This is a genomic window from Mesorhizobium sp. WSM4809 (assembly GCF_055811655.1).
Window position 1 is genome coordinate 47,860 of sequence record NZ_JBVVQW010000007.1, and the last position, 22,606, is coordinate 70,465.

Here is a 22,606-nt window from a genome sequence, read left to right on the forward strand (position 1 = left end):
CTAGATTATGCGCATAAAAGGAGGCGATCTTTATGCTTCAATCGACGTCAAAACCTCAGCGACAATCTGTGAATACGTCCATCGACTCTCGGTTGATCAGCGATGCGAAAGCTTTGGGCATCAATATCTCACGCGCCGCCGAAGAAGGCATTGCAAAAGCAATCTCGGCAGAAAAAACGCGCCGATGGCAGGAAGAAAATAAGGAAGCCATCGACAGCTCCAATGAGTATGTCAGACACAACGGACTGCCACTGGCCAAACAACGGCCGTTCTGATGGCGCGTTATGATTTCTACAGGAATGCCGCGGGCGGCGGTTATCTTCTCGACGTGCAATCAGACCTTCTTGAAGGACTAAGCACCAGGATCATTATTCCGCTGATGCCGCCCAAGATAGCCCCGGTTCCTGGTCGCCGATTAAACCCGACCTTCGCCGTAAATGGCAAAGATCATGTGATGGTCACCCAGTTTATGTCAGCCTTCTCTGCCTCGGAATTGCCGGATCCAGAAGGAAGCCTTTCCAGGCACCATGACGAGATTGTCTCCGCGCTCGACATGCTGTTCCAAGGCTTCTGAACTGCTCCTTCTCAGCCAGCCGTCTTGGCCTGCCAGGCCTTGATCGCCTCGTCGAACACCTTCTCGCCGGGAATGCCCTTTTCCATGGTCAGCAGTGCCCGCCGTCCGGTCTTGTAGACGACCGGTACGTCGATCCAGTCCTGGCCGCGAAGCAGGGTCATGTTGGCGTCTTCGTCGGCCTTGGTATCGTTGAGCGCGACGAGGAAGAAGCCGTCGGCGATCTTCGCCGGGATACCGATCAACGGGCTGCCGGCATCCTGTTCCGAACCCTTCATGGCGACGCGCAGGATGTTGTCGACACCGCCGCCCTCGAAACCGTCGGGCGTCAGGAAGATCATCTCGATGATATGGCTGGCCGGCAGTGTCTGATCGGTGTTGCGGCGGATGGTCATGCGCAACTGGATGTCCTTGCCGGGAATGGTGGCCTCGGCACGGATCGCCGGCTCCGGCGGAAGGTCGCCACCGGGCGATTCCTGCACCAGCGACCAGACGATATTGCCGGGCTCGGCGGAGCCCTGGGCGGTGCTGGTGCGCTCCTCGTAGAAGATCGCCTTCTGGCCGACAGGCAGAGCGGTTTCCACAGGCGCAGCTGCCGGTGCGGGCGGCGTTCCGGCAGCATCGGGCGGCGCTGCCGGGGCAGCTCCGTTGGCAGGCGGCGTTGCGGGGGCGGCACCTGTAGCGGGGGGCGCTGCCGCGGCAGGCGTGCCTGCGGCCGGAGCGGAAATCGCCGGTGCGTTCGTCGCCGAGGGCGGCGTGGTCAGCGCGGCGACCGATTCGCCTTCGCCGATGCCGCTTTGGCCACCGGCCGGACCCGGGTCGACTTCACTGCCCTGCGGCGTCAGCCGCTGCGTGAATTTCGTGCTTTCGGCCTCCGTGCCGCCAGCCGCGGGCGCCGGAGGCGTTGCCGCGGCATCGGTTGCCGGCTTGGCAGGCGCTGGTTTCACCGGCTCGGTCTTGGCGACCTGATTGCCGCCAAGCCCAAGCATTTTGCCGAAGGCATCCTTGTTCAGCCAGATTCCGTAGCCGCCGCCGGCTACGACCAGAAGAGCGACGACGGCCGCGATCAGCCCACCATAGCTGCGCTTGCGCTCGGCGGGACGCAGGCGCTGGAAGGTGTCCGACACCGGCTCTTCGTCGCTGGAAAAGACATCTGCCTCGTCCTCCGCCTCGTCGGCATCCATACCTGGAAGAGGCGTGTCGGCGCGAGCCGGCTGGGAAGGCGCCGGCGTCGCCCTTTGCCAGCTCGGCTCGACCTTGGCGGCAGGTGGTGGCGCGGGCTGATAAGATTCAGGCTTTGCAGCGGGCGGTGCGGGCCAGGCCGATTCAGCCTTGGCCGGCTGCCGTGTATGGCTCGGCTGATTCTTGTTGCGATCGATCGACGAAAAGATGTGTTCCAGCTCCGCCAGCGGATCGGTCTCCGGCAGGCTCTTGGCATAGTCCCGCTCGACACTCGCGATCGCGTCTTCCAGCGAACGCATCTGCGTGGCTATGGCTTCGGCGGCCGGCGGCGGCGAATATTCCTCAAGCTTCTTCGCCAGCATGGTGCGAACGCTGGCATAGATGCGCGTACGCTTTTCCGGCGTCTCGTCGCCATGCTTGCCGAGCGCCTTTTTCAGAATAGCAACGTAATCTGCCATGCTTCAGTCGACCTGTATTTTGTTTCCGCGCCGGCCCCCGCAAATCGGCCGCGATGCCCGGAAAGGCTTCAGAAACTAGTCTTGAAACGGATCGGTCACAAGTATCGTGTCGTCCCGTTCCGGGCTGGTGGAAAGGAGTGCGACCGGGGCGCCGATCAGCTCTTCGATGTAGCGGACGTATTTGACGGCCTGGGCCGGCAGATCGTTCCAGCTGCGCGCGCCGGCAGTGGTGCCTTTCCAGCCCTCGAGCGTCTCGTAGACCGGTTCGACACGTGCCTGGGCGCCCTGGCTGGCCGGCAGATAATCGATCATCTCGCCGTCGAGACGATAACCCGTGCAGACCTTGATCTCGTCCAGCCCGTCAAGCACGTCGAGCTTGGTCAGCGCGATGCCCTTGATGCCGTTGACAGCGACGGCCTGGCGTACCAGCACCGCGTCAAACCAGCCGCAGCGGCGCTTGCGGCCGGTGACGACGCCGAATTCATGGCCGCGCGTGCCGAGGAATTCGCCGACTTCGTTCTTCTGCTCGGTCGGGAACGGACCCTCGCCGACGCGTGTCGTATAGGCTTTGGTGATGCCGAGCACATAGCCGATGGCGCCTGGGCCGACGCCGGAGCCGGCGGCAGCCTGTCCGGCAACCGTGTTCGACGAGGTCACGAACGGATAGGTGCCGTGGTCTATGTCAAGCAGCGTGCCCTGCGCGCCCTCGAACAGGATACGCTCGCCAGCCCGGCGCTTGTCGTCGAGGATCTTCCAGACCCGGTCCATATAGGGCAGGATGTCGTCGGCGACCGAGGTCAATTCCTGCATGATCGCGTCATGCGTGACTTCCGCATGGCCAAGCCCCCGACGCAGCGCATTGTGGTGCGTCAGCAGCCTGTCAACCTTCACGGGCAGTGTTTCCAAATCCGCCAAGTCCATCACCCTGACCGCGCGCCGGCCCACCTTGTCCTCGTAGGCGGGGCCGATGCCACGACGGGTCGTGCCAATCTTCGTCCCGGAATTGGATGCGGCGTCCTCACGGAATCCGTCCAGCTCCCGATGCAGGGACAGGATAAGCGCTGTGTTTTCGGCTATTTTCAGGCGATCCGGTGCGACTTCGACACCTTGCGCCTTGAGCTTGGCCACCTCGGCGACGAAAGCATGCGGGTCGAACACGACGCCATTGCCGATGATGGACAGCTTGCCTTGGCGCACGACGCCCGACGGAAGCAACGACAGCTTGTAAACCTTGCCGTCGACGACCAGCGTATGGCCCGCATTGTGGCCGCCCTGGAAACGCACCACGACATCGGCCCGCTCCGACAGCCAGTCGACGATCTTGCCCTTGCCTTCGTCACCCCACTGCGAGCCGACGACCACCACATTGGCCATGTTTCTTTTCCCTTGAGACGCCGCCAAGCGGCTTGAATATGGTTCGAAACGACAGGCCTCTATAACGTCAAGACCTCGCGAGCGCGACCTTTCTTTGCCGTCGAAAATGCCCTGAGGCACAACAATTTTCGGCTTTGACATCATTTACTTGGGCGAGCGAGGGCAATAGGCCGGCAAACACCGCAGCTCCGGCGACTGGAATCCCGCGATGCATCGAAGCGCCTACATATTCCTGCTGCTCACCACCTTGCTCTGGGGCGGAAATTCGGTGGCCGGCAAGCTGGCGGTCGATCACGTCTCGCCGATGACGCTGGTCTTCCTGCGCTGGGTGCTGGCTGTGGCGATCATGCTGCCCATCGGCTGGAAGACCATCCAGAAGGACTGGCCGGTCGTCCGCAAGCACTGGTTCGTGCTGGTCGCCCTCGGCGCCAGCGGCTTCACCCTGTTCAACACCATCTTCTACACGGCGCTCAACTACACGACAGCGATCAATGTCTCGATCGAACAGGCGGCGATGCCGATCCTGATCATGACTGCCAATTTCGTCTTCTTCCGCCTGCGCGTGAACTGGGCGCAGATTGTCGGCGTCGTGCTGACCATCGCCGGCGTGATCCTCACCGCCTGCCATGGCGACCCGCGCCGGTTGCTGACGCTGGAACTCAATTTCGGCGATGCCATCATGCTGGTCGCCGTGTTTCTCTACAGCGGCTATTCGGTCGGGCTGCGGCTGAAGCCGGTGATGCATTGGCAGAGCCTGATGCTGGCCCTGTCGGTTGCCGCACTCATCACCTCGTTGCCCTTCTTCCTGTGGGAGATCGCCGCCGGCAAGGTCATCATGCCCGACGCGCGTGGCTGGACGGTTATCGTCTATACGGCGATCGGCGCATCGGTCATCTCGCAGATCCTTTATATCAGGGGCAATGAGTTGATCGGCGCCAACCGCGCCGGCCTGTTCATCAATCTGGTGCCGATCTTCGGCACGCTGCTGTCGGTGCTGATCGTCGACGAGACGTTCCACCTCTATCAGGCACTGGCTTTGGTGCTCGTGCTGGGCGGCATCGGGCTTGCCGAATACAGCGGGCGCAAGATGGCGGTGGCGGACCACCGCGGATGACATGTGGCGGCTGACGCTCTCCCCGTCGCAGCGATTCACGCGAACAGCATGGATTTAGCCAATGGCCCGGAAAACAGCGGCATAAACCCTGCCGCGTCCCCACTTGGAACATTTCACCTCCAGCGGAGTTTGAACGGCAGGGAGGCGACATGATGAGCCCCAACCCTCGCAGCACGGCAAGCATTGCCGGTCACCCTATCCATCCCATGCTGATTCCGTTTCCGATTGCCTTTTTTGTCGGCACCTTCGTTTGCGATCTTATCTTCTGGCGAACAGCCGATCCCGGATGGGTCACCGGGTCGCTTTGGCTTCTCGGCGCGGGCCTGATCATGGCAGCCTTGGCTGCGCTTGCCGGCCTGACGGATGTTCTCGGCGATGTTCAGATCCGCAATCTCACGACGGCATGGCTCCATGCCGGCGGCAATGTACTCGTTGTGTTGATCGAGCTTTACAACTGGTACTCGCGGTACGCCGGCGGAGCGGCGGCCGTGATGCCAACCGGCTTCGTCCTATCGCTGATCGTGGTTCTCATCCTGCTGTTTACGGGCTGGAAGGGCTGGGAACTGGTCTACCGACATCGCGTGGGTGTCTCCGATGGCTCGGACGAGTTGACCTGAACCGGCCGCCGCGGCGGCCGGCCTCAACGAGGGGGTCGGCAACCGCCTGTCCTCGATCACATCGCGTTGATGTCGAACTGCAGCCGCTTGGCCGAGTCGATCGACTTATGCGCCTTGACCTTTTCCAGCACGGCTTCCGGGAACGGCGCGTCGAGATAGAGCAGCGCTATGGCATCGCCGCCCGGCCGGTTGCGGCCGAGCTGGAAGTTGGCGATGTTGACGCCGTTCTCGCCGCAGACGGTGCCGAGCAGGCCGATGATGCCCGGCGCGTCGGCATTGGTGGTGTAGAGCATGTGCTGGCCGACCTCGGCATCGAGGTTGATGCCCTTGATCTGGATGAAGCGTGGCTTGCCATCCGAGAAGCATGTGCCGGCGATCGAGCGCGTCATGTGCTCGGTCTTCACCGTAAGCTTGATGTAGCCGTCGAACACGCCCGATTTGTCGCGCTTGACCTCGGCGACGATGATGCCGCGCTCCTTCACCATGATCGGCGCCGACACCATGTTGACGTCGGAGACCTGAGGCCGGATCAGCCCGGCGAGTGCGGCGCTGATCAGCGCGCGCGTATTCATCGTCGCGGTGGAGCCGTCGAACAGGATCTCGACCTCCTTGATCGGATCCTCGGTGACCTGGCCGACGAAGGCGCCGAGCACTTCGGCAAGCTTGACGAAAGGCTTCAGCCGCGGCGCCTCCTCGGCGGTGATCGACGGCATGTTGATGGCGTTGGAGACGGCGCCCTTGATCAGATAGTCGGCCATCTGCTCGGCAACCTGGAGCGCGACATTCTCCTGGGCCTCCGTCGTCGAGGCGCCGAGATGCGGCGTCGCCACCACATTCTCCATGCCGAACAGTTCGTTGTTCTCGGCCGGTTCGACCTCGAAGACGTCGACGCCGGCGCCGGCCACCTTGCCGCTCTTCAGCGCCGCGATCAGGTCGGCCTCGACGACCAGCCCGCCACGAGCGCAGTTAATGATGCGCACGCCCTTCTTCATCTTGGCGATCGCCGCGGCATCGATGATGTTGCGCGTCTTGTCGGTCAGCGGCGTGTGCAGGGTGATGAAATCGGCGCGGGCGAACAGTTCGTCGAGCTCGACCTTGTCGACGCCAAGCTCCTCGGCACGGCTGTCCGACAGGAACGGGTCGAACGCGATGACGTGCATCTTGAGGCCAACGCCGCGCGTCGCGACGATCGAACCGATGTTGCCGCAGCCGATGACGCCCAGCGTCTTGCCAGTGATCTCGACGCCCATGAATCGGTTCTTTTCCCATTTGCCGGCATGGGTCGAAGCGTTGGCTTCCGGTATCTGGCGGGCAAGCGCGAAGATCATCGCCACCGCATGTTCGGCTGTCGTGATCGAATTGCCGAACGGCGTGTTCATCACGATGATGCCCTTGCGGCTTGCCGCCGGGATATCGACATTGTCGACGCCGATGCCGGCACGGCCGATGACTTTGAGATTGGTAGCGGCGTTGATCAGTTTTTCGGTGACCTTGGTCGCCGAGCGGATGGCGAGGCCATCATACTGGCCGATCACTTCGGCGAGCTTTTCCTTGTCCTTGCCGAGATCGGGCAGATAGTCGACCTCGACGCCACGATCCTTGAATATCTGCACGGCGGTGGGGGAGAGTTTGTCTGAGACGAGAACGCGGGGCGCCATGGCGGCCTCCTTGAAATGGATTTGATCCTGATGGGAATGGGCGGCCCGAAAGCCGCCGCGAATGATCTCAGGCCGCCGCTTTGAGCGACGCCTTCTGCGCGGCGAAGGCCCAGTCGAGCCAGGGCAGCAGCGCCTCGAGATCCGACGTCTCGACCGTCGCGCCGCACCAGATGCGCAGGCCGGGCGGTGCGTCGCGATAGGCACCGATATCGTAGGCGACGCCTTCCTTGTCGAGCACCGACACCAGCCCCTTGGCGAAAGCCGCCTGCCCCTCGGCGTCGAGCGCGGACACGTCCGGGTCGGTGAAGGACAGGCAGACGGACGTGTTCGACCGTGTCGCCGGCTGGACGGCGAGATGACCGAGCCAGGAGGATTTGCCGACAAAGCGATCGAGGACGGCCGCATTGGCATCCGCCCTGGCGATCAGCGCGTCGAGGCCGCCGGTCGACTTCGCCCAGTTGAGCGCATCGAGGTAATCCTCGACGCACAGCATCGAGGGGGTGTTGATGGTCTCGCCCTTGAAGATGCCTTCGATCAGCTTGCCGCCCGAGGTCAGGCGGAAGATTTTCGGCAGCGGCCATGAAGGCTTGTAGGTCTCCAGCCGCTCGACGGCGCGAGGCGACAGGATCAGCATGCCGTGAGCGCCCTCGCCGCCCAGCACCTTCTGCCAGGAGAAGGTGACGACATCGAGCTTTTCGAAGTCGAGCCTCTGCGCGAATGCGGCGGAAGTCGCATCGCAGACGGTCAGGCCCTTGCGGTCCGCGGGAATGAAATCGCCGTTCGGCACGCGCACGCCCGACGTGGTGCCGTTCCAGGTGAAGACCACATCGCGGTCGAAATCGATCTTGGTGAGATCAGGCAGTTCGCCGTAGCCGGCTTCGATCTTGCGCACGTCGGCGAGCTTCAACTGCTTGACCACGTCGGTGACCCAGCCGGAGCCAAAGCTCTCCCAGGCGACCATGTCGACGCCGCGCTCGCCGAGCAGCGACCACAGCGCCATCTCGACCGCGCCGGTGTCCGACGCCGGCACGATGCCGATGCGGTAACCCGCCGGGACCTGGAGAATTTCCCGCGTCAGCTCGATCGCCTGTTCGAGCTTGGTCTTGCCGATCTTGGCGCGGTGGGAACGGCCGAGCGCGGCATTGTTCAGCGCCTCGACCGACCAGCCGGGACGTTTTGCACAGGGACCTGAGGAAAAATTGGGGTTTGCCGGACGGAGTCCGGGCTTCGTATGCGTCGTCATCGTGGTCTATCCTTCCAGATAGTGGCCCCTCGTTGGGGAGGGGTGGCCCACGGACGGCGATATGCGTTCAGACTTCGGGCGTCAAGAGGAAAGTTTTTGTCGCTGCCGGGATACCGGCGATCCCTGATCAGGATGTCGTGACTTCAGACGCAAACGGCGGACCCCGAAAGATCCGCCGTCTGCGTTTTCGTGCATGCCGTACCTACTACCAAAGATCGTAGCGCAGCCCGAGCTTGACCGTCTGATAGTCTATGCCCTTGTGGATGTTGAAGGCGCCATCGTCATAGGCGACATATTTTGCACTCGGGACGGAGAAATATTCGTAGCCCAGATCGACGGAAAGGTTTTTCGAGACCTGATAGGAAAGTCCCGCACCGATCGAATATGCGAGATTGAATTTGGCCTCCGTATCGGTTTGACCTTCATACCCGGCAGGATCATCGCAGAAAAATCCGCCTGTACCAGCGGAATTGACTGGCGATTCCTTGCAGTCGCGTGCGCCGATGCTCCTATAGTACTTGTTATACGCAACGCCGATACCGCCACCAAGATAAGGGGTGATTCCGACATAGGTGCCAAGATCTACATAGCCGTTGGCCATGAGGCTGTAGCCTTTGTTGGTGCCGTTGTTAATGAGATCGCACGCTTGCGTTGCCGCTACGGAATTGATGGTCCCAAAACCGTCGTCTACGAGCGTCGAGCCGCCGCAGGTCGTGGCCAGATTTTGATGATCGCTAAATTTGTTGGTAGGCAGAATACCACCGTTCAACTCCACCCGAAGATAGTCATTGACGTGGTAGCCCATGCCGATGCTGCCGGTAAAAAGGCTGCTGTCGGATGTGAAGCTGTTCAGAGGCCCGCTCGAGGTCTCCTCGTGTTCGAAAGGATGGCTGAAGGCGTAGCCGATATCGCCGCGCAGATACCAGCCGGAGCCGACCTCGACAGGCACGTAGTCGGGTGCCTGGTCGACATAGATCGGCGGATCGTAGTCGGCCGCATGCACCGGCGTCAGCGGCAGGAAGGCCAGTGCACCGAGCGCCAGCGCCATACGCGATGTAAGTTTCATGGTCCCCGACTCCCGAATTTGGCAGCCCGCAATCGCAGCGTCAGCCATCGTTTCAAGAAGCATTGTTAACCATAGTGGTTAAGTGCCGGTTAAGGCTAACAGAGCGTTAGCGAATTCATTTCCGCTGTTTGTTCCAGGCGGCCCAACGAAAAACCGCCCGGCTGAGGCCGGGCGGTTTGTGAAGAATTCAAGTAATGTCGATGCTGTTACTTGGTGTAGATCGGCTCAGGTTCGGGCTGGTAGGCAACGACCGGCGCGGCGCAACCGTTGCTGCCGCCAAACTGATAGCGTAGGCCACCGCGCACTTCGTGGGTATTGAAGCCGTGATCGAAGCCCGGCCCCGCGCTGCTCGTATCAAATTCGAACATGCGGCCGCCCTGGATATGGGAGAAGCGGTAGCCGGCGTCGAGGATGACCTTGTCGGTGAGGCAGTACGAGGCGCCGGCCATGACTGCGTAGGCGAAGCGCCAGTTGGATGCTCCGGGGTTGGTCTCGGTGGTGTTCGGGTCGTAGACGGTATCCCACTTGACCCGGGCACCGCCGATACCGGCGCCGACATAGGGCGTGATGCCGTGCCAGGTGCCGATATCGACATAGGCGTTGGCGAGCAGCAGCAGGGCGCTCATCTTCGACACTTCGGTCGAGGTCGTGGTGGCATCCGAGGTGCCACCATTGAAGTTCGACTTGAACCAATAGTCGGCGGTCAGATCGGTACGGAAGCGGTCGTTGATCTTGTAGCCGACGCCGGCGCCGAGCGAGAAGCCGCCCTTGAGCTTGCCGTAGTCGAAGGACTTGCTGCCGGCGACTCCGACAGGAGGTCCGCAAGGGCAAGGCTCGGCTCCGTAAGTGATGTAGTCAATGTCACCTACCTTCGACTTATGATAGCCGATATCGCCGCGGATATACCAGCCGCCGACCTCGACCGGCTGCTCGTAGATGGCCTGAGGCGGAGCCTCTTCGACCATCGGTTCCGGCAGGTCGGCCGCGAACAACGGCCCTGCCAGGCCTGCGAACAGGAAGGCGAGCAGGGCCTTTCTTGCTGTCTTGAACATGCTTGTCACCCCTGAGAAGCTCGGAACGGCGAACCCGCCCGAAATGCGATTGGCTTTCAGTCGTGGATAATGAATTGCAAAGGTTAAAAGGCGTTTAACCCTGTTGCTTAACCACGAATCTCGAAACTTCTAGGGATCGGCGCGAGATTTACAGACACCGGCAAAGTGGCGGCTGACAAGAAAAAGCCCGCCGAGAGGCGGGCCTTGGACCGGTTAAAGGAGCGCGGCGCGCTTGGTTGTCCGATCCACGTCCTGCTGGACGCGCTGGGATCAAGCGGCGCTGCGCGTTTCCGAGATGATGTCCACGATGCCATTGACCACGGACTCGACCAATTGCGGGTCGTCGCCTTCGGCCATCACGCGGATCAGCGGCTCTGTCCCTGATGGCCGGATAACCAGCCGTCCGGTCTTGCCGAGGCGGTTGCGGGCGTCTTCGATGGCGGCCTTGACCGGCGCCTCCTCAAGCGGCTTGCCGCCGGAAATGTGGACGTTCTTCAGGAGTTGCGGCACGGGTTCGAATTTCTTCGACAGTTCGCTGACCGGCCGCCCCTGCCGCTTGATGCAGGCGAGCACCTGCAGCGCCGAGACCAGGCCGTCGCCGGTCGTCGAAAAGTCGGACAGCACGATATGACCCGACTGTTCGCCGCCGACATTCAAGCCATGCGCACGCATATGCTCGACGACATAACGGTCGCCGACCTTGGTGCGGTGCAATTGCAGCTTCATGTCGCCGAGGAAGCGTTCGAGGCCCAGATTGGACATCACGGTTGAGACGACACCACCGCCGGCAAGCCGCCCGCTCTGGTGCCAGGATTCGGCGATCAGCGCCATGATCTGGTCACCATCGACGATCGCGCCGTTTTCATCGACGATAACGACACGATCGGCGTCGCCGTCGAGCGCGATGCCGATGTCGGCGCGCACTTCGTGCACCTTCTTTTGCAGGCCGGCCGGATGGGTCGAGCCGCATTCCTTGTTGATGTTGAAGCCGTTGGGCTCGACATTGATGGCGACGACTTCGGCGCCCAGTTCCCACAGCGCCTCGGGCGCCACCTTGTAGGCCGCGCCATTGGCGCAATCGACAACGATCCTCAAGCCAGCGAGCGACATCGAGCGCGGCAAGGTGCGCTTGGCGAATTCGATGTAGCGGTCATGCACCCCGTCGACGCGCTTGGCGCGGCCAAGCCCGTCGGAATCGGCGAGCGCCAGTTCGATATCCTTGTCGAGCATGCTCTCGATGCGCTCCTCGATTTCGTCGGAGAGCTTGTAGCCGTCGGGTCCGAACAGCTTGATGCCGTTGTCGTAATAGGGGTTGTGCGAGGCCGAGATCATGACGCCGATATCGGCGCGCAGCGAACGCACCAGCATGGCGACAGCCGGCGTCGGGATCGGGCCGAGCAGGAACACGTCCATGCCGGCGGCACAAAGACCGGCGACCATGGCATTCTCGATCATATAGCCGGAAAGCCTGGTGTCCTTGCCGAGCACGACACGATGTCGGTGGCTGCCGCGCTGGAAGGAAAGGCCGGCGGCCATGCCGACCCGCATAGCGATTTCAGCCGTCATCGGAAACTTGTTGGCGCGTCCGCGAATGCCGTCCGTGCCGAAATAATTCCCTGCCATGCTAGTCAGCTTCCTCGACGTTTCTTCCCCGGCACGTCATGCCACAATTGGCCAGGGCGCTATGATCACATTGTGTGATTATACGTTACCAATCCTTAGAAAACCATTGTTGTGCACTGCACACACGTGGCCGCAACCTGACATGCCCAGACTGCCATGTTGCAACATACAAGTCATGCGAGCCTTTCAGCGCGGATGCACCAGGAAAATCTTGCTCTGAACCAGACAACGGACAACGATTTCATCACCTTATCGGGAGAAACCGGTTTTCGGCGATATATACGCCACTTAGCATCTGGCGCAACCGCCCGTTGAGCGATATTGATTTGCAGGGACGTATCATGGGCTGCTGCAACGGAGAAACGCTATGCTCATCCACCGACTTGCCACTTTGACCGGCCTCGCCGTCGCAACCTTGTTCCTGGCCGCGCCAGCCAACGCACTGACGATGGCCGAGTGCAGCACGAAATACAACGCCGCCAAGGATGCGGGGACACTCGCCGGCGCGACCTGGAACCAGTTCCGCAAGGCTCAGTGCGGCACCGACGCCGCCGCGACGACCGACGCCAAGCCGGCCGATACCAAGAAGGCTGCCGAGACGAAGGCGGCCAAGGCTGCCGCCGCTGCGGACGACAGCACGGCCAAGGGCCTGACGGCGAAGGAATGCAGCACCAAATACCAGGCGGCGAAGGCTGCCGGCACGCTGAACGGCATGAAGTGGAACGACTTCCGCAAGTCCGAATGCGCCGCCGGTGCATCCGCCGCTGCCGCCGCCAAGCCGGCAACCACCAAGGCTGCCGCGGCCCCCGCCGACGGCAAGGGTCTGAGCATGGCCGAATGCAGCACCAAGTATCAGGCCGCCAAGACGGCCAACACGCTGAAGGGCATGAAGTGGAACGACTTCCGCAAGACCGAATGCGGCGCCGGCGCATCGGATGACGACACGGTGCCGGCCGCCGACGAGGCCAGCTACACCAAGGAGCCGGCGAAGCCGACGACGGCTGCGCCCAAGGGCGTCAAGTTCCCGTCCGCGATCTCGGCGAAATATGCCAGCGAGACCCCCGGAAAGGGCCGCATGCACACCTGCCTCGACCAGTACTATGTCCTCAAGGACGCCAACGCGCTCGGCGGCCTGAAGTGGATCCAGAAGGGCGGCGGCTTCTACAGCCTGTGCAACGCCAAGCTGAAGAGCTGATCGCTTAGCCATAGTCTCCAAACAAAGGCCCGCGCATCGCAAGATGCGCGGGCCTTTTTTGTTGCGCGAAGACGCACACTGCCTTGCTCGCATCTGCATGTCGCCGGGCTGCCGGCATCATCAATTCGCCTACACTGCCCACCGCCAAGCTCATCGGTAGTCCGCAAAGATTCTGGTTGAACATATCAAGAACAAACCATATACAAAAAGACGTCAACTTATTATCAACCAGGAGGGTCTTATGCACAGTTTGAGATTGGCGGTATTGGCTGCGACCGCATTTGTCGCTTGGAGCGTCGCCCCCGCAAGCGCACTGACGATGAAGGAATGCGGCGAGACCTATCGAACAGCCAAGGAAGGCGGCACTCTGAACGGCATGGACTGGACGGCTTTTCGCAAGGAGAAGTGCGCGACATCAGCAGCGGACAGTGTCAGCGAGGATACGGTCAAAACCGAGCCGCAGACGAAAAAGGAAACCAGCGCGGCGGTCGCCCCCACTGTAGCGCCCGCGGGCGTGACATTCCCGACCACTCTGGCCGGCGAGTTCAAGACCGAAAAGCCCGCGAAGGCGCGCATGAAGACCTGTCTGCAGGGCTACCATGGCAACAAGGACGCGGGCACGTTGAACGGCCTTCGCTGGATCCAGAAGGGCGGCGGTTATTACAGCCTGTGCAATGCCAAGCTGAAGAGCTGAGCGACAAGACATCTGAAGAAGAGAAGGCCCGCGAACCGCAGGGTTCGCGGGGCCTTTTTGTTGCCTTCGAGGACACGCCAGCGGCGACGTTGCCAATCTCCCCCCTTGCGGGGGAGATTGGCTATCACCTAGGCTTTCGCCAATCGTCACCGTCGCAGATGCGAGGTCGCGGACAACTCCTCCCCAACGCCAAAAACAAAAAACGCCGCGGAGCAAGCCGCGGCGTTCGATGAAATCAGTGGTCAAGCTCAGCTCGATGGCTGCGGTTCCATGCCGCCTTCGGGCTCAGGACCCTTCTTTCGCCGGCCGCCGGACTTCGGCACGGCCGAGCCACGGCTGGGCGGCGTGTCGTCGCCAAGGTCGCGCGCAGGCTTGTGGCCGGCGATCAACTGCTTGATCTCCTCGCCGGATAGCGTCTCGTATTCCAGCAGGCCCTGCGCCAGCGCGATCCATTCCTTCTTCTTCTTGGTCAGGATGGTCTTCGCCGACGAATAGGCCTCGTCGATCAGGCGGCGCACTTCGGCGTCGATGATCTGCGCCGTTTCTTCCGAGACGTTCTGCGTGCGCGCCACCGAATGGCCGAGGAACACTTCTTCCTGGTTGTCGCCATAGGCGACATGGCCGAGCTTGTCGGAAAAGCCCCAGCGCGTGACCATGGCGCGGGCCAGCTTGGTCGCCTGCTCGATATCCGAAGAGGCTCCGGAGGTGATGTTCTCCTTGCCGAACTTGAACTCCTCGGCGACGCGGCCGCCCATCATGATGGCGAGACGCGAGATCATGTATTTGTAGCTCATCGAATAGCGGTCGCCTTCGGGCAACTGCATGACCATGCCGAGCGCGCGACCGCGTGGAATGATCGTGGCCTTGTGCAGCGGATCGGCCGATGGCACGTTGAGCGCGAGAATGGCGTGGCCGGCCTCATGGTAGGCGGTCAGCTCCTTCTCGGCCTGGGTCATGGCCGACGAGCGGCGCTCGGCGCCCATCATGATTTTGTCCTTGGCGTCCTCGAATTCGGCCATGGTGACGAGGCGCTTGTTGCGCCGTGCCGCCATCAGCGCGGATTCGTTGACGAGGTTCATCAGATCGGCGCCGGAAAAGCCCGGCGTACCGCGCGCGATCACCTTGAGGTCGACATTGGGCGCCAGCGGCACGTTGCGCACATGCACCTTGAGGATCTTCTCGCGGCCGACGATGTCAGGGTTCGGCACCACGACCTGGCGGTCGAAGCGGCCTGGCCTGAGCAGGGCGGGGTCAAGCACGTCGGGCCGGTTGGTGGCGGCGATCAGGATGATGCTTTCATTGGATTCGAAGCCGTCCATCTCGACCAGCAGCTGGTTCAGCGTCTGCTCGCGTTCGTCGTTGCCACCGCCGAGGCCGGCGCCGCGATGACGGCCGACAGCGTCGATTTCGTCGATGAAGATGATGCAGGGTGCGTTCTTCTTGGCCTGGTCGAACATATCGCGGACGCGGCTTGCACCAACGCCTACGAACATCTCGACGAAGTCAGAACCGGAAATGGTGAAGAACGGCACATTGGCTTCGCCGGCAACCGAGCGGGCGAGCAGCGTCTTGCCGGTTCCCGGAGGGCCGACGAGCAGCACGCCGCGCGGAATCTTGCCGCCGAGCCGCTGGAATTTCTGCGGATCGCGCAGGAACTCGACGATCTCTTCCAGATCTTCCTTGGCTTCGTCGACGCCGGCAACATCCTGGAAGGTGACGCGGCCATGCGCTTCGGTGAGCAGCTTGGCCTTCGACTTGCCAAAGCCCATCGCGCGGCCGGAGCCGGACTGCATCTGGCGCATGAAGAATATCCAGACGCCGAGTATGAGGATCATCGGCAGCCAAGAGATCAGATAGCCGAACAGCGAATTGGAACCGTCTGTTTCAGGCCGCGCATTGATGGTGACGTTCTTGTCCTGCAGCCGCGAGACCAGCGAAGGATCGCCGGGCGAATAGGTCTGGAAGCCGCTGGCATTGTCGGTGTAGGTGCCGCTGATGCGGGCGCCCGCGATGGTTACCGTCTTGACCCGGCCCGCCGCGACATCCTGCAGGAACTGCGAATAAGGCACATCGCTGGAAGCCCCTCGCGTCTGCGGCGTCTGGAACAGATTGAACAGGGCTATGAGCAGGACCGCTATGATCGCCCAGAGCGCGAGGTTGCGATAGTTCGGATTCATCAATTGTCCCGTTGGCGTCCGCGGGGCGGACACGCGTCATGAGAGGAAACTTGCGCCTAACATAGGGAGAGCACCTCCCCTTGCCAAGCATAACAGCACGTCTGGGTTAAGCTTTCGCGCAACCATCAGCCGGCACTATGGCCGCTGAAAGGCAAGGGCGGGACCGGGGCCGCGCCAATCAGCCCGGCGACGGCCTGCGCCGGCGCCAGGTCGAAGGAAGGCAGGAAGCGGGCAAAGGGGGTAACGACCGGCCGCACTTCCATCATCGCAGACTTCAGTCCATATCCAGGCAAACCAAGGCATTCCCCGGCGTGCCACAACGCCGGTTCGGCCGCGAGCGCGGCGCGCATCAGGCTCGGCGGGGCTTTTCCTTGGCCCGTCGCCAGCCGCTTCGCCGCTGCCGTGCCTAGCGGGGCAATCAACAATGCGCTGCTGCTGTCGTTCAATGTGATGCGCCGGCGGCCATCCCACAGGGTGCTGCCAGTAAGGGTTGCGGCGGCGGGCAGGCCGCGCGCCTCGCGGCGCAGGAAGATGCCGGAGCGCCGGGAATCGACAACCGTCCGCGACAATGTGGCGCAAAGAAATCCAGCCCTCAGCCGACCGAACAGAGCCTCGCTGCGGGCCTGATCCGGTAGGAAGGCAATTCCGCCGGTCATGGCCAGCAGGATACGCAACGCATAGACGGCCGCTCGCTCGTCGCCTGTGTTCAGCAAGAGCGGATCAAGACGAATGAGCCCGCAGGACAGCCTGGTCGCGAAATCGCCGATCAAACTTGCGGCGGCGAGGCCGAGTTGACTGCGCGCGCGGCCCTCATGCGCGGCCAGCGCCAGTGCATCGTCGATGCGCTGCGCACCGTTGCTGTCGGCAAGGGCGGCCCGCACACGCGGCCGCTCGAAGGCCGCGTCGATATTGGTGGGGTCGTCGGCCCAGCCGACATTCTCACGCCGCAGGACGTCGCGCAGCGCCTCGCGCCGCAACCCGAGAAGCGGCCGAACAATCCACTCGCGCCAGTCATACAAGGTGGCCGGCGCCATGCCGGCAAGTCCCCGGCCTGCCATTTCGGCATGGCCTTGGCCCCCGTCCCGCGCCAATCCTTCTTCGCGCGCTTGCCGCATCAGCACCGTCTCTGCCTGGTCATCGGCGGTATGGCCGGTGAGGATCAGGCCGATGCCTTCAGCTTGTGCCGCCTCGGCCAGCAGCCGGTAGCGCACCTCGCGAGCAGCCGCGGGCAGGCCGGTCGATGGCTTGGGGCCCGACCATGTCAGGATGCGGTGTGAAATTCCGAATCTGGCGCACAGCTTCGCCACTGTTTGCGCTTCCGCAGCCGAACCGGACCGCAAACCGTGGTCGATCGTTACCGCCAGCAGCCTGGTTGCCGGCGCCTTACGGTCGAGATGGTGTCTGAGAAGAAGGAGCAGGGCGGTCGAGTCGCTGCCGCCGGACACGGCCGCAACAGCGCCGCTGGTAAAATCGATATGCGAAAAAGGGTTAGTCGAAAGGTCCGGCTCGGTGTCGAGCATAATGCATGTCGCCCAAAAGTGATCCCGGTTTCAGGACAACGACATGTAGGACAAGGATCAGCAGGCAGCCAGAGCCTTCTCCTGCTTGACGCGTTCCTTGAGCGCACTGGAAATATCAGGGTAACGCTTGCCGACCTCGCTGAAGGTGGCACAGGCAACGTCATGCTGCTTGAGGCCGACCAGCGACACGCCGAGCTTCAGCAACATGTCGGGAGCTTTCTTGGCCTTGGGGTAGTCCTTGCTGGCGGCAAGGAACGTCTCGGCCGCGTCGCGGTATTTCTGCTGGCCGAGCAATGACTCGCCCAGCCAGTAATGCGCGTCCGCCGCCTTCGCATCCCTTGGGAAGCGGGCGATGTGGTCGCGAAAACCCTGCTCGGCGGTGCCGTAGTCGCCCGAGAGGATGAACTGGTAGGAGTTGCGGTAAAGCTCTTCCGGGTTGTTGGTGGCGGGCAACGCCGCGACCACCGTATCGGATTTTCCGGCCTTGGGCGCCGCCCCGGCGACTGGCGCGGTGTCCTGCGCCGGCGCGGTCGATTGCGTGTTGCCGCCGGCATCGATCACATTGCCGTTCTTGTCGACGGTGATGGTGCCGAAATTCTTTTCCGGCGCTCCCGTACCGGGAATAACCTTTCCGGGGTTGCCGTCGGGAGATTCGACGATGACATCCTCGACCGTCTTGCCGCCTGCCGACTGATCGTTGGCGGGCGCGGCGCCGGCATCGGCCGGCGCCCGTATCGCCGGGGCCGCCGCCACATCGTTGTCGGTGCCGGTGGTGGCGTCCGATTTCTTCTGCGCCGGCGGCTGCCCGCCTTGCGTGCCGCCGCCTTCCAGCTGCTGGAAGCGGAATTCATTGTCTTCCTGCTGCTTGCGGATCTGCTCCTGCATCTGCAGGACCTGGAAATTGAGTTCCTCGATCTTGCCGTTCATCTGCCGCAGCTGCTCTTCCAGGCTGGTGACAGCGGCAGGATCGGATTGCACCAGCTGAACCTGGTCCGGTTTCTTCTTTTGACCGAAAAGGTTGGGCAATTCGACACTGGGAAGATGGAAGGTAAAGCCGCTGTCGGTTGATTGCCCCGTGCCGCTCGCCCCGGTGCCGCTAGCCAGGGCGGTGATGCCTGATAGGAGCAGCAGCGCAAGCGTGCCGCTCAGAACCGATCTCAAATGCATGTGCCTCTCGCAGTGATTTCGTTAGCTTGTTCGCGCCTTCCAATCAGAATGGGACCAGCCAAGCGCCCTCGGCTCATAGCAGGAGCCGAGACTTCGGCCAAATTTTGTTTCGAGCGTCCGGATATGAAAAAGGCGGCCCCAGGGCCGCCTTTCGCACAGGTATGTTGCATTTTTACCGCTAGACGGCCGCCGTTCTTGACGCGCCGGTCGGCTGCGTGATGCTTCAGGAGCCAGCGCCGCTAAGCGTGGTGACCGCGCGGCGGTTCTGCGACCAGCAGGAGATGTCGTCGCAAACCGCGACCGGACGTTCCTTGCCGTAGGAAATGGTCTTGAGACGGCTGGCCGAGACGCCCTTGGCGACAAGGAAGTCACGGGTGGCGGCGGCGCGGCGGGCGCCGAGCGCCAGATTGTATTCACGTGTGCCGCGTTCGTCGGCATGACCTTCGACGACGATGGCATACTGCTTGTACTGGTTCAGCCACTGCGCCTGGCGCGCGAGCGTCGTCTGAGCGTCGGCACGGATCGAGGTCGAGTCCGTATCGAAGAAGATGCGGTCGCCAATGTTGACGGTGAAGTCCTGCGCCGAACCGGGTGTTGCGGCGCCGGCGCCGTTAAGGCCAAGATCGGCCGCGTTGTTCGGCGTCTTCTTCGAGGCGCAACCTGCGATGGCGAGCATCGCCACCAGCGCGATCATGACCGGGTTTCTGGTAAGTGCTGCAATACGGCCCATGCCGCCTCTCCTTCGTATTTCGAGTGATCTAATTTGAGTGATTTGGCGATCACCCAGTAACCACGTTTGGGTTAACCGGCATTCAAGAAACACGGTTAAATTTTGGTTTAAGCTGCCCGTCCGCAGCCGTTTTGGCCTGAAGCCACATTTCACGCGGACCCTAGGCGTAAATACGGCCAAAACGCGACAAAGAGATGGAAATGAGGAATTGAAGAGTTGGGGAATTGAGGAACTGAAGAGAGAATTCACTTCAGCTTTTCTCTCAGATTGATCAGCATGCCGTAGATATGGGCATAGGATCGCAGCCAATCGTCGTGTTGTGCCTGGCTGATGTATCCAAGGTCGAACGCATAGGAAATCCACGTCTCCACCTCGCTGCATGACCCCATTGCCATCGAAATGAACCGCGCGAATTCGGGTTTGGAGTGAGTCTGCTTGGCAAATCCTTCAGCCAAATTGGCGCAGATTCCTTTGCTGGAGCGACGCAACTGATCAGCCAGTGCGTATTGCTCCATTTTCGGGAAAGCGAGCGTAGCTTTATGGACGTCAAGAGAAACCACATAAGCGCGCTTATATACCTCTAGATCCTTCGCGCGATTAATGTAGCCGCCCGCCTTCTCCATTCTTCAGTTCTTCAATTCCCCAGTTCCTCAATTCCTCTATTCAAGCAGCGGCGACCAGGCCGGGTCCGAAGCGAAGTTCGCCGTCGGGATCGATTGCTCGTTGCGTCCGGTCAGATCGACCGAAACCAGTTTGGGCCCACCGGCGGAATCGCGGAAGAACATCAGCACGCGGCCGTTCGGCGCCCAGGTCGGCCCCTCCTGCTGGAAGCCGGAGGACAGGATGCGCTCGCCCGAGCCGTCGGTCTTCATGACGCCGATCTGGAATTCGCCGCCGGTCTGCTTGGTGAAGGCTATGAGGTCGCCGCGCGGCGACCATACCGGTGTCGAATAGACGCCGTCGCCAAAGGAGATGCGGGTCTGGCCCGAGCCGTCGGCGCCCATCACGTAGATCTGCGCGCGGCCGCCACGGTCGGAGGTGAACACCACCTTGCTGCCGTCGGGCGAATAGGACGGCGAGGTGTCGATGGCGGTCGAGTTGGTCAGCCTCGTCGTCGAGCGGCTGCGCAGGTCCATGGCGAAGATGTTGGAATTGCCGTCGTCGCGCAGCAGGCTCATGATGACTTTCTGGCCGTCGGGCGAAAAGCGCGGCGCAAAGGTCATGCCCGGGAAATTGCCGACCAGTTCGCGCTGGCCGGTCTCGATCTGCAGCAGATAGACCCGCGGCTGGCCGCTTTCATACGACATATAGGTGATTTCCTGCCGGTTCGGCGAGAAACGCGGCGTCAGCACGATCGACCTGCCGTCCGAGAGATAGCGCACATTGGCGCCGTCCTGGTCCATGATCGCGAGGCGCTTCTTGCGCGCATTCTTGGCGCCGGATTCGTCGATGAAGACGACGCGGGTGTCGAAATAGCCTTTTTCGCCGGTCAGCCGCTCATAGATGGCGTCGGCGATGATGTGGGCGACACGCCGCTGATTGGCGTCGTTGGCGAAGAACTGCTCGCCGGCCATCTGCTGGCCGGCAAAGGTATCCCACAACCGGTACTGGGCGCGGATGCGGCCGTCGGCTTCCTTGCTGACGCTGCCGGTGACCAGCGCCTGCGCGTTGATCACCTTCCAGTCGTCGAAGCGCGGTGCTGCATCGGGGTTGGTGATCTTCTCGATAAAGGCGCTCTTGTCGATCGGAGCGAACAGACCCGAACGCTTCAAATCGGCGGTGACGATCTGCGAAATCTGCGCCCCAAGCGCGTCGCCGCCCTGGAAATCCGTGATGGCGATCGGCAGCGGCTCGACATTGCCCTTGTTGACGTTGAGCTCGACCAGCGCCAGCGCCGGCAACGTGCTGGCAGCGGTCATGCCCATCGCCATTGCTGCGACCATCAGGAGCGGCTTGAGGATTGATTTCATGTCTTCTCGCTTCTCGTACTGATTTCCGGATACGCGGGCCGCCTTAGAGGCCCAGCATCTCCCTTGGATCGAAGGTGACGCGGACGTCGGCCCAGATGTCCTGCTTGCCGGCGGGAACCTGCAGGCCGGTGACATCGCATTTTTGCACCGCACGAACGGCACTTTCGTCGAACTGGCGGTTTCCGCTCGACGTTTCGACCGCCGGGCGTCCATCCAGCTTGCCGGAGGCATCCAGGTTGAACCGCACCACGACGACGAAGTTCTCGGAACCTTCAAGGCCCGCGGGAAGGGTCCAGCAGCCGCCAAGCTGGCTTTCCAGGGCACCCATTTCGGACCTGGAAAGCTTCTGGCCCTGATCCTTGTCGCCGCCGAGCGACGCCTGCTGGGTCGAGCGCTTGGCGCCGCCGCCGGATGGTTTCTGCTTGTCTAGGAGCGCCGAAATCTCGTCGGCGTTGAATTGCTTGTCGTCGGACTTCGGCTTCGACGACGCTTCCTTGACCGGCTTGTCGGCGTTCTTGCGTTCCGGCGCCTTGGCGCTTTCGGCCTGCGCCGGCTGCGGCTTCGGCCGCGCTTCCGGCGCGGGAGCGGAATCCGGCAGCTGCGTCGCCTCGGCGGGCGGCTCCTGCGCTATGGCTTCAGCGACGGCGTCGGGCGTCGGATCGATGGCTGCGGTCTTGTCCTGCGGTGGCGGGGTTGGCGCCGGCTTGGCCGGTGTCGGCTTGGGGTCGGCCTGCTTGACCGGCTCGGGCTTAACCTCTTCCTTGGGCGTCGGCGCCGGCGCCACTTCCGTTGCCGGGGTGGGCTTAGGCTTTTCCTGCGGCTTCGGCACGTCCTCGGGCTTCGGCTTTTCGATCGGGGTCGGCGCGGGCGGCGGAGCCGAGGTCATGTCGACGGGCTTCGGCTTGGCTTCCGGCGTTATCGGCTTGTCGGTGTCGACGCTGTTCTCGCCGACCTTCTGCGCGTCCGGAACGATGTCCGGGCGCTGCGTCGGCACGGGTGCCGGTTTTTCATGCATCACGGCCTTCTTGTCGCCCTGCAACGTCTGCGCAATGGCTTCCATGGGCACGATATCGACCGCGACCGACTCGACGTCGGACGACGGAAGTGCCGCCGGCGCCGTCAGCGTGAACAGGCCGAAGGTCAGCGCCGCCGCATGCAAGATCACCGATGTGGTGAGGCCGGTCTTCATAGCGCG

The 22,606-nt window shown here is 62.3% G+C and carries 20 protein-coding genes; 6 read left to right on the plus strand and 14 right to left on the minus strand.

Going from position 1 to position 22,606, the window contains the following annotated elements; all coding sequences use genetic code 11:
* Nucleotides 1-32 precede the first annotated feature (32 nt).
* Both AC0L24_RS19100 and AC0L24_RS19105 read left to right on the plus strand, forming a co-directional pair.
* Nucleotides 33-275: a type II toxin-antitoxin system CcdA family antitoxin gene (locus AC0L24_RS19100; RefSeq protein WP_127809029.1), complete on the plus strand. Its 243-nt coding sequence runs from the start codon at nucleotides 33-35 to the stop codon at nucleotides 273-275.
* Nucleotides 275-574 (plus strand): CcdB family protein, encoded by a 300-nt coding sequence (locus AC0L24_RS19105; RefSeq protein WP_127809028.1) that lies wholly within the window; start codon nucleotides 275-277, stop codon nucleotides 572-574. Before AC0L24_RS19100 ends, AC0L24_RS19105 begins: the two co-directional genes overlap by 1 nt.
* A gap of 11 nt (nucleotides 575-585) precedes the next feature.
* On the opposite strand, the gene AC0L24_RS19110 is transcribed toward AC0L24_RS19105, so the two are convergent.
* Nucleotides 586-2,211, minus strand: coding sequence for a hypothetical protein (locus AC0L24_RS19110; protein WP_473564059.1), 1,626 nt, complete (start codon nucleotides 2,209-2,211; stop codon nucleotides 586-588).
* Nucleotides 2,212-2,286: 75 nt separating this feature from the next.
* Nucleotides 2,287-3,585, minus strand: a complete 1,299-nt coding sequence (locus AC0L24_RS19115) for an adenylosuccinate synthase (protein ID WP_127267133.1) — start codon at nucleotides 3,583-3,585, stop codon at nucleotides 2,287-2,289.
* 208 nt (nucleotides 3,586-3,793) lie between these two features.
* Between AC0L24_RS19115 and AC0L24_RS19120 the strand changes: the two genes are divergently transcribed.
* Both AC0L24_RS19120 and AC0L24_RS19125 read left to right on the plus strand, forming a co-directional pair.
* Nucleotides 3,794-4,699 carry a DMT family transporter gene (locus tag AC0L24_RS19120; RefSeq protein WP_292634709.1) on the plus strand — a complete coding sequence of 302 codons (906 nt, stop codon included), beginning with the start codon at nucleotides 3,794-3,796 and terminating at the stop codon, nucleotides 4,697-4,699.
* Nucleotides 4,700-4,851: 152 nt separating this feature from the next.
* A complete protein-coding gene (locus AC0L24_RS19125) occupies nucleotides 4,852-5,316 on the plus strand; it encodes a DUF2231 domain-containing protein (RefSeq protein ID WP_292634722.1) in 465 nt (154 codons plus the stop codon).
* 56 nt (nucleotides 5,317-5,372) lie between these two features.
* On the opposite strand, the gene serA is transcribed toward AC0L24_RS19125, so the two are convergent.
* From serA to glmM, 5 genes are all read right to left on the minus strand, one after another.
* On the minus strand, nucleotides 5,373-6,974 hold the full coding sequence (gene serA / locus AC0L24_RS19130; protein WP_127267135.1) for a phosphoglycerate dehydrogenase: 1,602 nt from the start codon (nucleotides 6,972-6,974) through the stop codon (nucleotides 5,373-5,375).
* 67 nt (nucleotides 6,975-7,041) lie between these two features.
* Nucleotides 7,042-8,217 carry a phosphoserine transaminase gene (locus tag AC0L24_RS19135; RefSeq protein WP_127397218.1) on the minus strand — a complete coding sequence of 392 codons (1,176 nt, stop codon included), beginning with the start codon at nucleotides 8,215-8,217 and terminating at the stop codon, nucleotides 7,042-7,044.
* Nucleotides 8,218-8,422: 205 nt separating this feature from the next.
* On the minus strand, nucleotides 8,423-9,283 hold the full coding sequence (locus tag AC0L24_RS19140; protein WP_128289269.1) for an outer membrane protein: 861 nt from the start codon (nucleotides 9,281-9,283) through the stop codon (nucleotides 8,423-8,425).
* A 206-nt stretch (nucleotides 9,284-9,489) separates the two neighbouring features.
* Complete coding sequence (locus tag AC0L24_RS19145; RefSeq protein WP_128289270.1) at nucleotides 9,490-10,335, minus strand: outer membrane protein; 846 nt, start codon at nucleotides 10,333-10,335, stop codon at nucleotides 9,490-9,492.
* A gap of 270 nt (nucleotides 10,336-10,605) precedes the next feature.
* A complete protein-coding gene (glmM, locus tag AC0L24_RS19150) occupies nucleotides 10,606-11,958 on the minus strand; it encodes a phosphoglucosamine mutase (RefSeq protein WP_127267139.1) in 1,353 nt (450 codons plus the stop codon).
* Between the two features lie 367 nt (nucleotides 11,959-12,325).
* On the opposite strand from glmM, the gene AC0L24_RS19155 reads away from it, so the two are divergent.
* Both AC0L24_RS19155 and AC0L24_RS19160 read left to right on the plus strand, forming a co-directional pair.
* Entirely contained in the window at nucleotides 12,326-13,153 is an 828-nt protein-coding gene (locus AC0L24_RS19155; RefSeq protein ID WP_473564060.1) for a hypothetical protein, read from the plus strand.
* Between the two features lie 241 nt (nucleotides 13,154-13,394).
* Nucleotides 13,395-13,847, plus strand: coding sequence for a hypothetical protein (locus AC0L24_RS19160; protein ID WP_256747422.1), 453 nt, complete (start codon nucleotides 13,395-13,397; stop codon nucleotides 13,845-13,847).
* 248 nt (nucleotides 13,848-14,095) lie between these two features.
* Here AC0L24_RS19160 and ftsH read toward each other — a convergent pair whose 3' ends face one another.
* The 7 genes from ftsH to AC0L24_RS19195 all read right to left on the minus strand — a co-directional run bounded on the left by ftsH (nucleotide 14,096) and on the right by AC0L24_RS19195 (nucleotide 22,600).
* Nucleotides 14,096-16,024: an ATP-dependent zinc metalloprotease FtsH gene (ftsH, locus tag AC0L24_RS19165; protein WP_127380665.1), complete on the minus strand. Its 1,929-nt coding sequence runs from the start codon at nucleotides 16,022-16,024 to the stop codon at nucleotides 14,096-14,098.
* Nucleotides 16,025-16,149: 125 nt separating this feature from the next.
* Complete coding sequence (gene tilS / locus AC0L24_RS19170; RefSeq protein ID WP_127809022.1) at nucleotides 16,150-17,544, minus strand: tRNA lysidine(34) synthetase TilS; 1,395 nt, start codon at nucleotides 17,542-17,544, stop codon at nucleotides 16,150-16,152.
* Between the two features lie 57 nt (nucleotides 17,545-17,601).
* Complete coding sequence (gene ybgF, locus AC0L24_RS19175; RefSeq protein WP_127809021.1) at nucleotides 17,602-18,711, minus strand: tol-pal system protein YbgF; 1,110 nt, start codon at nucleotides 18,709-18,711, stop codon at nucleotides 17,602-17,604.
* 223 nt (nucleotides 18,712-18,934) lie between these two features.
* Nucleotides 18,935-19,441 carry a peptidoglycan-associated lipoprotein Pal gene (pal, locus tag AC0L24_RS19180; RefSeq protein ID WP_109664780.1) on the minus strand — a complete coding sequence of 169 codons (507 nt, stop codon included), beginning with the start codon at nucleotides 19,439-19,441 and terminating at the stop codon, nucleotides 18,935-18,937.
* Nucleotides 19,442-19,686: 245 nt separating this feature from the next.
* Entirely contained in the window at nucleotides 19,687-20,064 is a 378-nt protein-coding gene (locus tag AC0L24_RS19185) for a four helix bundle protein (RefSeq protein WP_127809020.1), read from the minus strand.
* Between the two features lie 36 nt (nucleotides 20,065-20,100).
* Entirely contained in the window at nucleotides 20,101-21,411 is a 1,311-nt protein-coding gene (tolB, locus tag AC0L24_RS19190) for a Tol-Pal system beta propeller repeat protein TolB (protein WP_127270138.1), read from the minus strand.
* A gap of 43 nt (nucleotides 21,412-21,454) precedes the next feature.
* The gene (locus tag AC0L24_RS19195) at nucleotides 21,455-22,600 is read right to left on the minus strand and encodes a TonB family protein (RefSeq protein WP_127809019.1); all 1,146 of its coding nucleotides are present in this window, start codon (nucleotides 22,598-22,600) and stop codon (nucleotides 21,455-21,457) included.
* Nucleotides 22,601-22,606: the final 6 nt, after the last annotated feature.